Raw genomic sequence first — 14,950 nt, forward strand, 5'->3', positions numbered from 1 at the left:
CAGAGTGGTAGCCCGAACTACTTCCGCGCCTTGCTCCAGTCCGGGCCGACCGGGCCCGACACCCCTTCGAAGGCGCCGTCGACGAGCTCGAACACCAGGATGCGGGCGGCGTCGACCGGGCCGGGCATGGTGACGCGGCCCTTCGGGACCGGCTTGAATCCGACGCGGCTGTAATAGGGCTCGTCGCCGACCAGCAGCACGAGGCGGTGACCTTTCGCCTTCGCATCCTTTAGCGCGCGCTCCATCAGCAGACGGCCGACACCGCGGCCGCGGAATGGCGGCTCGACCGTCAGCGGGCCGAGCAGCAGCGCCGGCGTCTCGCCGACCAGCACCGGCAATTGCCTGACCGAGCCGACCAGCAGCGTGCCGATGCGCGCGGTGAAGGACAATTCGAGCAGATGGTCGACGTGCTCGCGGATCCTGTAGGCGCTGAGCACGAAGCGGCCGGGACCGAAGGTGCGTTCGTGCAGCCGCTCGATCGATTGGGCATCGCCAGCGGCCTCGGGGAGGATGGTCAGTGAGAGATCGGTCATGTCAATCGCGGGATAGCACCTGAACGCAGCGCGGTCCATCGGGCAACAAGGCGCTCAGCTCCTTTTCAAGGTCGACGGGAGAGGTGTTCTGAAACCCTCGGCTTGCATTCGTTCAACTCCAACTCCTGACGCACTCGCACAGGCCGTCCTCAGCGCCACGTCGCAACCATTGGCCGGCCGTCCAGCACTTCGGCGATCCGCAGCCGCGTCCCTCGCGTGGTGCCGTCGGGCAGCGCCGTGACCGCGAAGAACCCGCATTCGACGATCTCGCGGTTGGCCTCGGGCAGGCGGTCCTGCCTGAACTGCCTGACGACGTAGACCGCGACGTGGTCGCGGCGGGAAACGTGGCTGTTGAGGAAGATGCCATGCAGCACGGCCTCGCCAGTGAGGTCGATATCGCCCTCCTCCTTGAGCTCGCGCCGCATCGCCTGCTCCATGGTCTCGCCGTGGTCGACGCCGCCGCCGGGCAGGTACCAGCCGCTGACGTAGCTGTGCCTGACCAGAAACACCCGATTCTCGGCATCCAGCACCACGGCGCGGACGCCGAGCGTCATGCCGCGAACGATAAGGAAATAGGCGTGGAAGACTCGCCGCAGCAGCGGCTCGAATTTTCGTCGAATACGGTCCAGACCATCTCCCATCAGGCTTCCTTGAGGCCGCTGTCCCGGCCCCGCTTGCACAGTCCCCGCGACCTTGCCATTACAACGGAGCAATAGCGAGGCAATCGCACGCCATGACTCCCAACACGCTGGCCCCCTTCACGCTCGCCCATCTGTCCGATCCGCATCTAGCGCCCTTGCCGAAACCGCGGCTGATCGAGCTCGCCGGCAAGCGCGTGCTCGGCTACGTCAACTGGACGCGCAACCGCCACAAGTACCAGCGTCGCGAGGTGCTCGATGCGCTGGTCGCCGACATGAAGGCGCAGGCGCCCGACCACATCGCGGTGACGGGCGATCTCGTCAACCTCGCGCTGGAAGCCGAGTTCGCCCCTGCCCGCGCCTGGCTCGAGGGCGTCGGCCCGCCCGACCGCGTCACCGCGATTCCCGGCAATCACGACGCCTATGTCCGCGCCACCTCGCATCGTTTCGGCGAGACGTTTGCGCCCTATCTCGCCGGCGACGACGGCGGCATCGGCTTTCCATCCGTGCGCCGGCGCGGGCCGCTCGCGCTGATCAGCCTGTCCACGGCGGTGCCGACCCTGCCGCTGATGGCGACGGGCACGCTCGGGCGCGATCAACTCGACTCTCTTGCAGCAATGCTCGAACGGCTCGCGGCCGAGGACGTCTTCCGCGTGCTCCTGGTGCACCATCCCTTGAAGTCCGATGCACGGCAGAAGCGGATGACAGATTCGGCCGCGCTGCTGGCGCTGCTCAAGCGCCACGGCGTCGAACTGATCCTGCACGGGCACGACCACATTCATTCGACGATGTGGTTCGAGGGTCCCAACGGCAACATTCCCGCGCTCGGCGTGCCCTCGGCCTCCGCGCTCGCGCACGGGCGCTACCCGGCGGCGGCCTATAATCTTTTCAGAATCGAGAAGGACAATGCCGGCTGGCGCTGCGAGCAAATGGTGCGGAGCCTCGGGGCGGGATTTCAGATGGGGCAGATCAAGCATGTGAGGCTGATCTAGGGTCTGTACCTAAATAGCGCCACGTGATTCTCTTGCCTACGTGTTGATTCGGGGGCGAGAGAATGCGCGCTGGTTTGTTTTGGCTGAACGACAGGCAATGGGCGCGTATCGAACCGCATCTGCCGAGGGGACTGACGGGGCCGGATCGGGACGACGACCGACGCATCGTCAGCGGCATCATTCACATGCTGCAATCGGGTGCACGATGGCGTGATTGTCCACGTGAATACGGCCCTTACACGACGATCTACAATCGCTTCAATCGCTGGGCCAAGCGAGGACGATGGTGCGCAATCTTCGAAGCGCTGGCCAAGCCTGGCGAAGACGGCGTCGTACTGTCGCTCGACTCGACCTCGATTAAAGCTCACCGGTGTGCCTCCGGCGGAAAAGGGGGGAGCACAATCAAGCAATCGGCCGCTCGCGCGGAGGCCGCACGACAAAAATCCATGCGCTGAGCGATCCGCTCTGCCGGCCGGTCGTCCTGCATCTGACTCCAGGCCAGGATGCCGATATCGCTGCGGCTCCCGATGTCCTGGCGCTCGCGCCACCCATGAGCGTGCTCCTCGCCGACAAAGGGTATGATGGCGACAAGCTTCGCGGCGAAATCATTCGTCGTGGCGCCAAGCCCGTAATCCCCAATAAATCTAACCGTGTCGTCATCCATCGCTTCAACAAACGCGCCTACAAAGGACGAAATGTCATCGAACGCTGCTTTTGCAGGCTCAAGGACTTCCGGCGCATCGCCACGCGATATGACAAGCTCGCCCGTAATTTTTTGGCCGCTGTTCATCTCGCCGCTCTCGTCGCATATTGGCTCAATTGAGTCTGGACCCTAGTTCGATGTCATTCCGGGGCGCGCGATGCGCGAGCCCGGAATCCATCGGGCCGCAGAATTGGTGGATGAATGGATTCCGGGCTCGCGCCTTTGGCGCGCCCCGGAATGACGGCGGAGAATACCTCACCAGCTCCGCAAGGCCGCCAGCACGGCGAGGCCGAACAAGGCGGCGGCGCCGAGCACGAAGCCGAAGACGAACGGCCACAGGCGCGAGCGGCGCGGCGGAGGCGCGACCGCGGACTTCGGTTCGGGCGGGACCACCATCGCATGCTCGCGCTCGACCATGCGGCGCGCGACATAGTCGGTGACGGCCTCGACGATCACAGTGGTGTCGTGCGATTCGGCGAGCACGATGCGGCCAAAGCGTGTGTCCTGAACGAAGCGGTACATCCGCTTGTCGCGCCCCATCACGATGTGGGCGACGACGTCGATCCAGAGTCTGGGCGTATCGCCCTGGCTGATGCCGCGGTCGAACAGATCGATCCTGTCAGGCACCTGCGCGAACAGGGGATCGAGCGCGTCGTTGAGGATCTCGAGCCGCGCCACCTCGGCGTCCCGGAGATCGACGACGACGCCCGTTCGGTCGGCGGCCTCGATCCGCGCGCGCAGCAGCGCATCGCGCAGCCGCACCGGGCGCGGCTGGCCGGGATGGGTCCCGCTGGTCTCGGGCTCTGACATGGTCGGCCTCGTCCTCGACTTTCCTCCATTAACCTATCAGCAACCTTGAGGCCCGCAAAGGGTCCATAATTCCAGATACTTACGGCGCCCACAGGCGATTGACCTGTGCCAAAAACAGACGATCCCACCCAGGCAGAGCCTGGATGGGACCATCCGTCCTTGGACGTCTTCTTAATTCAGGTCGGCAGCCAAGCCCTTAGGCCGAGACGCGCGACGGCTCTTCCACGATGGAGAAGCGGACGCCGGCCTTGTGGCGGTTCTCTTCCGAGACCGTGCGCCAGGCGTCCTCGGCCTCCTTGCGGGTCTTGAACGGACCCTGCACCTGGGCCGAGCCTTCCACGAGCTTGTGGAAGTTCATCGAACCGAACTCGCCGCCGATCACCCAGAAATTGCTGCCTTTGGTCATTGTCAGTCTCCTGTCCAATAGCGTGCTGCGTTAGCCGAACTGGTTCATCGTGTTGTGGACGCCGCCCGCCTTCAGGGCAGCCTCGCCGGCGAAGTATTCCTTGTGGTCGTCGCCGATGTCGGAGCCGGCCATGTTCTGATGCTTGGCGCAGGCGATGCCCTGACGGATCTCCTGGCGCTGGACGTTCTTGACGTAGCCGAGCATGCCCTGGTCGCCGAAATATTCCTTCGCCAGATTGTCGGTCGAGAGCGCCGCCGTGTGATAGGTCGGCAACGTGATCAGGTGATGGAAGATGCCGGCGCGCTTGGCCGAATCCGCCTGGAAGGTACGGATGCGCTCGTCGGCTTCCTGCGCCAGCGGCGTATCGTCGTATTCCGGCTTCATCAGCTCGGCACGGTTGTACTTGCTGACGTCCTTGCCGGCTTCCTTCATCGCGTCGTAGACCTGCCAACGGAAGTTCAGCGTCCAGTTGAAGGACGGCGAGTTGTTGTAGGCCAGCTTCGCGTTCGGAATGACCTTGCGGATCCGATCGACCATCTTGGCGATCTGCTCGATATGCGGCTTCTCGGTCTCGATCCAGAGCAGGTCCGCGCCGTTCTGCAGCGAGGTGATGCTGTCGAGCACGCAGCGGTCTTCGCCGGTACCCGGGCGGAACTGATACAGATTGGAGGGCAGCCGCTTCGGACGCATCATCTTGCCGTTGCGGTTGATGATGACGTCGCCATTGCGGGCGTTCTCCGCGGTGATTTCCTCGCAATCGAGGAAGCTGTTGTACTGGTCGCCGATGTCACCGGGCTTGTGGCTGACGGCGATCTGCTGCGTCAGGCCGGCGCCGAGCGAGTCGGTGCGGGTCACGATGACACCGTCTTCGACGCCGAGCTCGAGGAAGGCATGGCGGCAGGCGCGGATCTTCGCGATGAACACTTCGTGCGGCACGGTGACCTTGCCGTCCTGGTGGCCGCACTGCTTCTCGTCCGAGACCTGGTTCTCGATCTGCAGCGCGCAGGCGCCCGCTTCGATCATCTTCTTGGCGAGCAGATAGGTCGCCTCGGCGTTGCCGAAGCCGGCGTCGATGTCGGCGATGACGGGCACGACGTGGGTCTGGAAGCCGTCGATCTTCGCGATCAGCTCCTTCTCGCGGGTCTTGTCGCCTTCCTTGCGCGCCTTGTCGAGGAGGCGGAAGATGTCGTTGAGCTCACGCGAGTCCGCTTGGCGCAGGAAGGTGTAGAGCTCTTCGATCAGCGCCGGCACCGAGGTCTTCTCGTGCATGGACTGGTCGGGCAGCGGGCCGAACTCGGAGCGCAGCGCCGCGATCATCCACCCCGAGAGGTACAGATAGGTGCGATCGGTCTTGCCGCCGAAATGCTTCTTGACCGAGATCAGCTTCTGCTGGGCGATGAAGCCGTGCCAGCAGCCCAGCGACTGGGTGTACTTGGTGGGGTCGTTGTCATAGGCGGCCATGTCGGCCCGCATCAGCGCCGCGGTGTAGCGGGCGACGTCGAGGCCGGTCCTGAAGCGGTTTTGCAGGCGCATGCGTGCGACGGCCTCGGCCGACACCCCGTTCCAGGTCGGCTGGGTCTCGAGGAGCGCCTGGGCCGCCTTGATCTCGTCTTGATACGAGGCCGGGCGCTGAAGCGCGTTGATGCCGCGGGGCTGGTAATTCATGTGCCTATCCTTTCGCTGACGATGACCGATGGCCGGCCATCGACATTCTTGACAATGCATTGCGAGATGCGTGTCAGGAGCTAAACGCGAAAACAGAAACTTCGTATAGATGGCTTGTTTTTTATTGGTGATGTCATGTAACATCAGAACATGTAACAGATGTTATTTTGTAAAGTTTGTAAAAAATATAGGTCAGCCAAGCTGTCCTTCATATGCACGGAGATCTGAGACATGGCCGCCGAATCCGGCAAGAAACTTTTCGTCGGCCCGCGCTTCCGAAGGATTCGGCAGCAATTGGGGCTGTCCCAGACCCAAATCGCCGAAGGCCTCGGGATCTCGCCGAGCTACGTCAACCTGATCGAGCGGAACCAGCGCCCGGTGACCGCCCAGATCCTGCTGCGGCTGGCCGAGACATACGACCTCGATTTGCGCGACCTTGCGACCGCCGACGAGGACCGATTCTTCGCCGAGCTGAACGAGATCTTCTCCGACCCCCTGTTTCGCCAGATCGACGTCCCCAAGCAGGAGCTGCGCGACCTCGCCGAACTCTGCCCCGGCGTCACCCATGCGCTGCAGCGGCTCTACGCGGCCTATACCGAGGCGCGCCAGGGCGAGACGCTGGCTGCGGCCCAGATGGCCGACCGCGACGTCGGCACGCGTTACGAGACCAATCCGGTCGAGCGCGTGCGCGAGCTGATCGAGGCCAACCGCAACTATTTTCCGGAGCTCGAGCAGGCCGCCGAAGCCTTGCGCGACGAGCTGAACGTGCCGGCCGAAGGGCTCTATGCGGCGCTGGCCGCGCGCTTGCGCGAAAAGCATTCGGTCCAGACCCGCATCATGCCTGTCGACGTGATGCGCGAGACGCTCCGGCGCTTCGACCGCCACCGCCGCCAGCTCCTGATCTCGGAGCTGGTCGACCCGCCCGGCCGCGCCTTCCAGCTGGCCTTCCAGCTGGGCCTCGGCGAATGCGCGCAGCAGTTGGAGACCATCATCGGCCGCGCCGGCCCGCTCGAGGACGCCCCGCGCCGGCTGTTCCGCATCACGCTCGGCAACTACTTCGCCGCCGCTGTCATGATGCCCTATCCGGCATTCCTCGCTGCTGCCGAGGCGCTCAACTACGACATCCACGTGCTGGCGCAGCGCTTCAATTCCGGCTTCGAGCAGGTCTGCCACCGGCTCACCACTTTGCAGCGGCCGAACGCGCGCGGCATCCCGTTCTTCCTGCTCCGCGTCGACAATGCCGGCAACGTGTCGAAGCGCTTCTCCTCCGGCACCTTCCCGTTCTCGAAATTCGGCGGCACCTGTCCGCTGTGGAACGTGCACTCGACCTTCGATACGCCCGATCGCCTGCTCAAGCAGGTGATCGAGCTGTCCGACGGCACGCGCTATTTCTCGATCGCGCAGATGGTGCGCCGCCCCGTCGCGCCGCACCCGCTGCCGCAACCGCGCTTCGCCATCGGGCTCGGCTGCGAGATCCGTCACGCCGCGCGCCTGACCTACGCCGCCGGCGTCGACCTGGAGAAAACCGAAGGCACGCCGATCGGCGTCAACTGCCGCCTGTGCGAGCGCGAAAACTGCGCCCAGCGCGCCGAGCCGCCGATCACACGCACGCTCATCCTGGACGAGACGACGCGGCGGGTGTCGAGCTTCGCGTTCTCGAATGCGCGGGAGTTGTGAGGGGCACTCTCTCCTCCGTCATGGCCGGGCTTGACCCAGCCATCCACGCGCTTCAGCGTGCGAGGAAAGACGTGGATGCCCGGGACAAGCCCGGGCATGACGACCGAATATGCGGCCGCTGCTCGCCACTATCGCAAACAAGGCCCTACGCCAGCGTATGCACGATCACCGGCCCCGCAGCCGCGCTCGCATGGCCCGCAAGCAACGGCCCGAGATCCTTCTCGATCCAGGCGATCGCGCGCCGGTTCGCCTCCTCCGCCTGCTCGAACTTGTCGAAGATCGAGATCGCGGTCACCGTGTCGTCGCCGGCATAGACGACGTAATAGGCGCGGAAACCGTCGACGTCGCTGATGATCGGAACGGCGCCGTCCTTGATGCGGCGCGCCAGCTCTTCCGCGCTCCCGCTCTTTGCCTTGGCCTGACGGATGGCGGCATACATAACTTCCTCCTCCCGGCTATTGATGTGGGCTTTGTGCCCGAACCGGATGTTACGCCGAAGCGCCGGGCCCGGATACCCTCCTTGGTTAACCCCGCACTAATCTGCCGCAGCGATCTGCAACCACCGATTAAGCACGCCTCAACATCGGTGCCTTAGTCTTGCCCCACTCACTTTTCGCAAACAACGGTGGCCTATTCTGCCGGGCGAAGTGACATCAGGGGGTTCATCATGCGCATTGCGTTGCTGCTGACCGCAACCATTGTCGGCGCGCTCTTCGCCAATCCATCCCAAGCCGGATCGCTCGATGCCGATGCAGCGCAGTCGCTGCCGCCGGGCTTCCAGAGCTATCGCGGCTACATGTTCGACCTGTCGGAGAACTCCGATCGTAAGGATGTCGATAAGCTCACCGACAATCTGAAGGGCCAGATCGACGCGGTCGAGGCGGCCGGGCTGTCGCCGCGCGTGCTGCGCTTCTTCCGCACCGTGCCGATCATCGCCAGCGAGCTCGCCTGCCTCGACGAAGGCGCCGCCACCGCCTGCTACGGCCGCATCGCCCCCAACGTCGAACGCCGCGTACCGCGGACGCTGACGGTCTGGGACCACGACAAGCAGCGCTGGACCAATCCGAACGCCGTCGACCTCGCGGTCGATTCGGGCCTCGGCGTGATCATGCTGCGGCCGGACATGATGCGCTACGAAAAGGAGGCGGTGCTGCTGCACGAGCTCCTGCACGCCTATCACGCGCGGCTGTTGCCGGACGGCTACGCCAACAAGGGCGTGATCGCCTACTTCGCCCTTGCCAAGTCCAAGGACTTGCTCCCCAAGGAATCCTATGCGTTGAAGAATCCCATGGAATTCTTCGCCGTGACCGCCAGCATCTTCCTGGCCGGAAAGAGCGAATTCCACGATCCGAAGTCGCGCGAGACGCTCAAGGAGAAGATGCCGGACTATTACAAGTACCTGGTCGGCGTGTTCGGCTTCGACCCGGAGCCGGCGACGGCAAACGGCCCGGTCGCCTCGCTGAAGTGAAGCGAACGTAGAGCTGCCTTAGCCAAATCAGCCAAAGAGCCGCGCGAAATGCGCGGCTTTTTTGTTTCGCAGGCCGGAAGCTGCGGATGACGCCCAGGCGGGAATTGCCAAGGCGGGGCCCGATCTGCATAGTCCCGCCCGCATCGAGACCCATTTTTCGAAGAGGATAGAACAACATGGCGGACGCCGACCTGGATGTCGTGATCCGGCAACTGGCCAGACAACTGCATACGGGCCTGATGACCCGCGCCAAGGAGCGGCGGGATCGCTTCAACGGCCTGGCGGCCAAGGCCAAGGGCAAGGAGACCGGCGACCGCTTCAAGATGATGGCCAAGGCCACCATGGAGCAGGCCACCGCCGCCGCCAAGCGCCTGCAGATGTCCGCCGACAACGTCGCCGACAGCTACGCGCGGTCAATGCGGCTTGCCGCCAGCACCCCCGTGGCGGCGAAGGTCGAGAAGAAGGCGAACGGAGAGAAGCCGGCGAAGAAGGCCGCGAAGGCGAAGAAGGCCAAAGCCAAGAAGGCGAAGTAGGCGGATGAGGAGTATCCCTCCGCACAATCGGCGCGGTAGGGTGGGCAAAGCGAAGCGTGCCCACGCGTCTGTTGCCGTATTGTAGAGATCGTGGGCACGGCGCAAGGGCGCCTTTGCCCACCCTACGATTCCAGGATTCGGTGGATAGAGCCCCCTCACCGCCTCGGCACTGACACCTGCGTCGGCTCGGCGCTGGCGAGTTCGGCGAGCCTGGCGCGCGCGGCTTCTCGGGTGCGGCCGTCCTTGCCGGCGGGCAGCGCCAGCGCCGCCTCGAAATCGGCGCGCGCATCGTCGGCCTGGCCGCGGGCGAGGAACGCAAGGCCACGGTCGAGGCGGGCCTGCGCATCCGAGGGGTCGAGGCGGACCGCCGTGTTGTAGCTCAGAATCGCGCGGTCGAGATCGCCCGTGGCGGCGAGCGCGAGACCGCGCTGGTGATAGGGCGCAGCGCGCTTGGGATCATGCGCGATCGCCTCGTCATAGTCGGCGATGGCGAGTTCAAGATCGCCGTTCTGACGGCGCGCGAGCGCGCGGTCGCGATAGAGCGAGGCGCGATTGGGATTGAGGTGAATGGCCTCGTCGAAATCGGCGACTGCCCGCCTGAAGTCGCCATGGCGCAGCGCGATCCGTCCGCGCCCCTCATAGGCAAAGGCGATCAGCGAGCCGCGCAGCGGCGAGAAGCCGATCACGGCCGAGCAGATATCGGGATCGTCCTCGTCGCCGCAATTGACGACCATGTGCGTGGACAGGCCGACGAGCACGCACAGGACGATCAGCAATGGTACGGCAGCTCTGGTCATCTTCGACGGTGGCCGGCAGCGAGCCGGTCACGCATCCCCTTTCGAAGGAAGTGTCTCGCCGGGGTCTTAACACCGGCTCCGACGATCCTGTGTGCGCCAGGTCACAAAGCCGACCGCAAATTGCCGCAGGTTCCGTATCAGCCCCAGGGGCCGCGTGAAGGACCACGCGAGGACGAGCGCCCCCATGGGCTGCGCGGGGGATAGTTCTCGTTGGCGCCAACCGACGGCGCCGGCCGCGTGCCGAGCTCGGCCGCGAGCTGCTGAAGCGCCGCGATGCGGTTCTGCGTCGAGGGATGGGTGGCGAACAGATTGTCCACGCCATGGCCCGACAGCGGATTGATGATGAACATGTGCGCGGTCGCGGGGTTTCGCTCGGCCTCATAGTTCGGCACCTGATGCGCGGCGCCCTCGATCTTCACCAGCGCGGAAGCCAGCCACATCGGCTGCCCCGCGATGCGCGCACCGAGATTGTCCGCGGCATATTCGCGGGTGCGGCTGATCGCCATCTGCACCAGCATGGCGCCGAGGGGGGCGAGGATCATCATCAGGATCGAGCCGACGATGCCGAGACCATTGTTGTTCTCGCGGTTGCCGCCGAAGAACATGCCGAACTGCGCCAGCATGGAGATCGCGCCCGCAATGGTCGCAGTGATCGTCATCAGCAGCGTGTCGTGATTCTTGATATGGGCGAGCTCGTGCGCGATGACGCCGGCGAGCTCCTCGCGGCTGAGCTGGCGCATCAGGCCTGTGGTGACGGCGACGGCGGCGTTTTGCGGGTTGCGGCCGGTCGCGAACGCGTTGGGCTGCACCTCATCCATCAGGAACACGCGCGGCATCGGCAAGCCTGCCCGGCCCGCAAGTTCCGCGACCAACCCGACCAGCTCCGGCGCGGTCGAACGATCGACCTCATGGGCACCGTACATCGAGAGCACCATGCGGTCGGAGTTCCAGTAGGTGAAGAGATTCGTTGCCGCGGCGATGACCAGCGCGATCATGGCGCCGGAGGCACCCCCGATCAGATAGCCCACGCCCATGAACAGGGCGGTGAGGCCTGCGAGCAGCATAGCGGTACGAAAATAGTTCATGGCCGTCTCCCAAGGCGGCCGCGGGCGAACCTCTGGCCGGCACCCCGGAGGTATGAATGCTGCCTGCCACCGCAAGGTTCGTGCGTCGCCCGGCCGCACATCCATTGCAGCGTCAGCCTTTCCCGTGCCGCTAAAGCTTGAGCGGGATTTGCGCAAAAACACCCGCATACGTTTAGCAACCCGGAAAGCGCAATCGCGGCTTAATTCGTGGTAACCGGGCACGCCGCGCGGTCGCGGCGCATTGACCGGTTCCGTTGGCACCCCGTCAGCAAGGTGACCGTCATGATGGACCGCTCGAGCGCCGCTTCCGTCGATCCCGCATCTGCTCCCTCCCCTCACGACGCCAAGACTGACGCCAAGATCGACGCCAAGATCGACGCGAGGACTGACGCGAAGGGTTTGCAGGAGGCGTTGTACGAGCAGATGTTCGCCAATGACGAGCCCGGCCCCGCGCCCGATGCGCAGACACAGCCGGAATCGCAGCGGCGCTGGCCACGTCTGAGGCGCGGCGCGAAGATCGCGATCGGACTTGCCCTCATCGCCATTTTCGGCTGGCTGCCGCTGCGCGCGGTTTGGGAGTATTCAAGCGTCGAGGCCGTGTTGAATTCCCGCCTCGTCACCCTGCGCACCCCGATCGGAGGCCGTGTGGCAGCCGCACAGCGCTTGACCGATCAGGCCAGGCTCGACGCCGGGACCGTGGTCCTGCGCGTGGTCAACCCGCGCGGCGATCGAACCCGGCTCGACGATCTCCGGCGGCAGAAATCGCGCCTGGAGAACGAGCGGCCGAGCCTTGCCGCCAAGCTTGCCTCGGCCCAGGCAGCGCAAAAGGACCTGGCGCGGCAGGCGACGCAATTCCGCGACGGGCGCGTGCTCCAGCTCGAGGCCCGGATCGCCGAGATCCAGACCTCGATCGAGGCCGCGGCAGCGCGGCGGGAGGAAGCCAGTGCCGCAGTCGAGCGCGCATCCTCGCTGGCGAAATCCGGCAACGTCTCGACCGTCGAGCTGGCACGGCTGACGCGCGAGCTTTCCGTATCGCAGCAGACCGAGCTCGGTGCGCGAAAGCGGCTGGACGCGGCCAAGGTCGAGCTTGCCGCGGCACGGAACGGCTCCTTCCTCGGCGACAGCTACAACGACCGGCCGAGCTCGGTGCAGCGCGAGGAAGAGATGCGCCAGCGTGCCGGCGACCTCGACGCTGACCTCGCACGCACCGACACCGAGATCGCCTGGCTCGCCAGCGAGATCATCACCGAAGAGATTCGCTTCGCCGATCTGTCCGAAGCCAACATCACGACACCCGTCACAGGGCGCGTCTGGGAGATGATGACCTCGCCGGGCGAGGACGTGCAACCCGGCCAACCGCTGCTCAAGGTGCTCGATTGCAGCGGCGCCGTCATCACCGCGAACGTCACCGAGAGCGTCTACAACCGTTTGCAGCTCGGCGACCACGCGACCTTCGAGCCGAACGACGGCGGCGCAGCGATTTCCGGCACCGTGGTCAACCTGACCGGCGCCGCCGGCGCGCCCGCCAATCTCGCCATCAATCCCGACGCGCTGAGCAAGGAGCCCTATCGCGTGACCGTTGCGCTCGGTGATGGCGCTGCCCACGCCTGCACGGTGGGACGCACCGGCCGCGTGGTGTTTGCAAGGCAAGAGACCGCGCCGTGACGACGGCGCTGACGCCCGGCCTGATTGCGCTCGGCGCCTTCATGGCGATCGTACCGCTGCTCAGGCGCGACAGCACGATGGCACGCTCGTTCCTGGCCATCGTGTCAGTCGTTTTCCTGCTCCGCTATCTCCATTGGCGCGTCACAGCGACTCTCCCGCCGCCGCATCTGACCGCGGATGCCGTGATCGGCTATCCCTTCATGCTGCTGGAAGCGGCCTCGCTCGTCGCGGTCACCTTGTCTCTGCTGTTCCTGAGCCGAACAATCGATCGTTCCAGATCAGCCAGGATCGATAGCCGCGCCTTCAATCCCGGCGCGCCGCTGATCGACGTCTTCATCTGCACCTACAACGAGGAACGATCGATCCTCGAGCGCACGATCATCGGCGCGACCGGCATGACGTATGGCAACTACCGCGTCTGGGTGCTCGACGACGGCCGACGGCCCTGGCTGCGGCGACTCGCGGGTGAACTCGGCTGCCATTATCTCACGCGGCCCGACAACCATCACGCCAAGGCCGGCAATATCAATCACGCGCTCCGACATGTCGGTGCGATGCCGAAGCCGCCGCAATTCGTGGCCATCCTCGATGCGGACTTCGTGCCGCGGCCCGACTTCCTGGCGCGGACCATCTCGCTCATGGACGATGCTTCGGTCGGGGTGGTGCAGACGCCGCAGCACTTCATCAATCCCGACCCGATCCAGAGCAACCTTGCTGCAACCGACGTTTGGCCGGACGAGCAACGCTTCTTCTTCGACATCCTGCTGCCGGCGAAGGACGCCTGGGGCGTCGCATTCTGCTGCGGCACCTCCTCACTCATTCGCTACGACGGACTGGTGCGGATCGGCGGATTTCCGACCGATTCCGTCACGGAAGACTATCTCGTCACCCTTCGCCTGAAGGAACGCGGCCTCAACACGATCTATCTCAACGAGCGGCTGACGATCGGGCTCGCGCCGGAAGGGTTGAAGGAATACATCACCCAGCGCGCCCGCTGGTGCCTCGGCTTGATGCAAATCGTGCGCGGCCGCAGCGGACCGCTGTCGAGGGAGTCGAAGCTCTCCTTCATCGACCGACTCTCGCTGGTCGATGCTTTCATGAGCTGGTCCGCGGTCTACACGTCGAAGGTGGCGGGCCTCGTGGTGCCCTGGCTGTTCCTGCTCTTCGGCATCAAGGCGGTCCGGGCCGACCTGACCGAGTTGCTCCGGTTCTTTCTGCCGTTCTATGTCTGGCACAGCCTCAGCATGGCCTGGCTGTCGCACGGCCGCTCGCTGGCCATGATGACGGACGTGTCGCAACTCATCGCCGCGCCCGCAGTGCTGAGGGCGGTGGCAACCGGTCTACTGAGGCCGAAAGGACACAAGTTCAAGGTCACGGCGAAAGGCGGGGACCGGGACAGGAGATTTGTCGAATGGCCGCTGCTGCGGCTCTATGGCACCGCGCTTCTCGTCACGCTCGCAGCCATCGCCTATGCCTTCATCCTGCACCTGCGCGGCGAGAACATCGCCTACGGCGGGCTGGCTCTGACCTGGAGCCTCTACAACGCGTTCATCCTCACAGTGGTCTGCTTCGTCTGCATCGAGCAACCGCGAAAGCGCAAGGCGGAGCGTTTTGATCGCAATGAGACGGTGCTGCTGCGCCAGCAAGGCAAGTCGCATCTCGCGCGGCTCGCCGACATCTCGATCACCGGCGCCCGCCTGATCGATCCCGATCCGCCGCACCCCGGCAGCGCGATCGAATGCCGGATCTATGGCCGCCCGATCGCCGCGGTCGTGGTGCGGCGGACCGCGGATGGATTCGCGGTGCGTTTCGAGGAAGGCATGGATACACGCGTGCATGCGATCAGGGCGTTCTATGCTGGCGAGTATGTTCGCGCCTATCAGGGCGTCAGGGCGCTCCCGGTCGGGAAAGCGCTGCTGATGCGGCTGTTCGGCTAGGCCGGCATCCACTCGCATTCCGTATGCTGGCATGGGACGGA

Annotated in this window: 15 protein-coding genes; 7 read left to right on the forward strand and 8 right to left on the reverse strand. The window is 64.9% G+C overall.

The features are described from left to right. Positions 1–17: 17 nt before the first annotated feature. Positions 18–533 carry a GNAT family N-acetyltransferase gene (locus tag CIT37_RS30825; RefSeq protein WP_095426926.1) on the reverse strand — a complete coding sequence of 172 codons (516 nt, stop codon included), beginning with the start codon at positions 531–533 and terminating at the stop codon, positions 18–20. A gap of 149 nt (positions 534–682) precedes the next feature. Then, positions 683–1,174, reverse strand: coding sequence for an NUDIX domain-containing protein (locus CIT37_RS30830; protein WP_028141724.1), 492 nt, complete (start codon positions 1,172–1,174; stop codon positions 683–685). Between the two features lie 107 nt (positions 1,175–1,281). On the opposite strand from CIT37_RS30830, the gene CIT37_RS30835 reads away from it, so the two are divergent. Together CIT37_RS30835 and CIT37_RS30840 are read left to right on the forward strand one after the other, a co-directional pair. Further along, positions 1,282–2,163, forward strand: a complete 882-nt coding sequence (locus CIT37_RS30835) for a metallophosphoesterase family protein (protein WP_095426925.1) — start codon at positions 1,282–1,284, stop codon at positions 2,161–2,163. A 62-nt stretch (positions 2,164–2,225) separates the two neighbouring features. Beyond that, a protein-coding gene (locus tag CIT37_RS30840; protein WP_110115998.1) for an IS5 family transposase occupies positions 2,226–2,986 on the forward strand; the annotation gives its coding sequence in 2 pieces (ribosomal slippage) (positions 2,226–2,565 and positions 2,565–2,986; 762 coding nt in all). Between the two features lie 135 nt (positions 2,987–3,121). Here CIT37_RS30840 and CIT37_RS30845 read toward each other — a convergent pair. The 3 genes from CIT37_RS30845 to CIT37_RS30855 all read right to left on the reverse strand — a co-directional run bounded on the left by CIT37_RS30845 (position 3,122) and on the right by CIT37_RS30855 (position 5,747). Continuing rightward, positions 3,122–3,676 (reverse strand): hypothetical protein, encoded by a 555-nt coding sequence (locus CIT37_RS30845; RefSeq protein ID WP_095424587.1) that lies wholly within the window; start codon positions 3,674–3,676, stop codon positions 3,122–3,124. Positions 3,677–3,872: 196 nt separating this feature from the next. Beyond that, positions 3,873–4,082 carry a DUF4170 domain-containing protein gene (locus CIT37_RS30850; RefSeq protein WP_018323282.1) on the reverse strand — a complete coding sequence of 70 codons (210 nt, stop codon included), beginning with the start codon at positions 4,080–4,082 and terminating at the stop codon, positions 3,873–3,875. Positions 4,083–4,112: 30 nt separating this feature from the next. Next, a complete protein-coding gene (locus tag CIT37_RS30855) occupies positions 4,113–5,747 on the reverse strand; it encodes an isocitrate lyase (protein ID WP_095424586.1) in 1,635 nt (544 codons plus the stop codon). A 231-nt stretch (positions 5,748–5,978) separates the two neighbouring features. On the opposite strand from CIT37_RS30855, the gene CIT37_RS30860 reads away from it, so the two are divergent. Further along, entirely contained in the window at positions 5,979–7,424 is a 1,446-nt protein-coding gene (locus CIT37_RS30860; protein WP_028141728.1) for a helix-turn-helix domain-containing protein, read from the forward strand. A gap of 145 nt (positions 7,425–7,569) precedes the next feature. Here CIT37_RS30860 and CIT37_RS30865 read toward each other — a convergent pair whose 3' ends face one another. After that, positions 7,570–7,863, reverse strand: coding sequence for an antibiotic biosynthesis monooxygenase (locus tag CIT37_RS30865; protein WP_014497428.1), 294 nt, complete (start codon positions 7,861–7,863; stop codon positions 7,570–7,572). 228 nt (positions 7,864–8,091) lie between these two features. Here CIT37_RS30865 and CIT37_RS30870 point away from each other — a divergent pair, with 228 nt between their 5' ends. Continuing rightward, positions 8,092–8,892: a hypothetical protein gene (locus tag CIT37_RS30870; protein WP_161966237.1), complete on the forward strand. Its 801-nt coding sequence runs from the start codon at positions 8,092–8,094 to the stop codon at positions 8,890–8,892. Between the two features lie 176 nt (positions 8,893–9,068). Further along, on the forward strand, positions 9,069–9,425 hold the full coding sequence (locus CIT37_RS30875) for a hypothetical protein (RefSeq protein WP_095424584.1): 357 nt from the start codon (positions 9,069–9,071) through the stop codon (positions 9,423–9,425). Positions 9,426–9,580: 155 nt separating this feature from the next. On the opposite strand, the gene CIT37_RS30880 is transcribed toward CIT37_RS30875, so the two are convergent. Next, positions 9,581–10,222, reverse strand: a complete 642-nt coding sequence (locus tag CIT37_RS30880; RefSeq protein WP_028141730.1) for a tetratricopeptide repeat protein — start codon at positions 10,220–10,222, stop codon at positions 9,581–9,583. Between the two features lie 137 nt (positions 10,223–10,359). Further along, positions 10,360–11,307 (reverse strand): zinc metalloprotease HtpX, encoded by a 948-nt coding sequence (gene htpX / locus CIT37_RS30885; protein ID WP_028141731.1) that lies wholly within the window; start codon positions 11,305–11,307, stop codon positions 10,360–10,362. Between the two features lie 282 nt (positions 11,308–11,589). Here htpX and CIT37_RS30890 point away from each other — a divergent pair, with 282 nt between their 5' ends. Both CIT37_RS30890 and CIT37_RS30895 read left to right on the forward strand, forming a co-directional pair. Beyond that, on the forward strand, positions 11,590–12,972 hold the full coding sequence (locus tag CIT37_RS30890; protein ID WP_038972172.1) for an HlyD family secretion protein: 1,383 nt from the start codon (positions 11,590–11,592) through the stop codon (positions 12,970–12,972). Next, entirely contained in the window at positions 12,969–14,909 is a 1,941-nt protein-coding gene (locus CIT37_RS30895) for a glycosyltransferase (protein ID WP_028141733.1), read from the forward strand. The genes CIT37_RS30890 and CIT37_RS30895 overlap by 4 nt, the downstream gene beginning before the upstream one ends. The last annotated feature ends 41 nt before the right edge of the window (positions 14,910–14,950 follow it).

The sequence above is a fragment of the Bradyrhizobium ottawaense genome (assembly GCF_002278135.3).
In the GTDB taxonomy this organism is placed as follows: Bacteria; Pseudomonadota; Alphaproteobacteria; order Rhizobiales; family Xanthobacteraceae; genus Bradyrhizobium; species Bradyrhizobium ottawaense.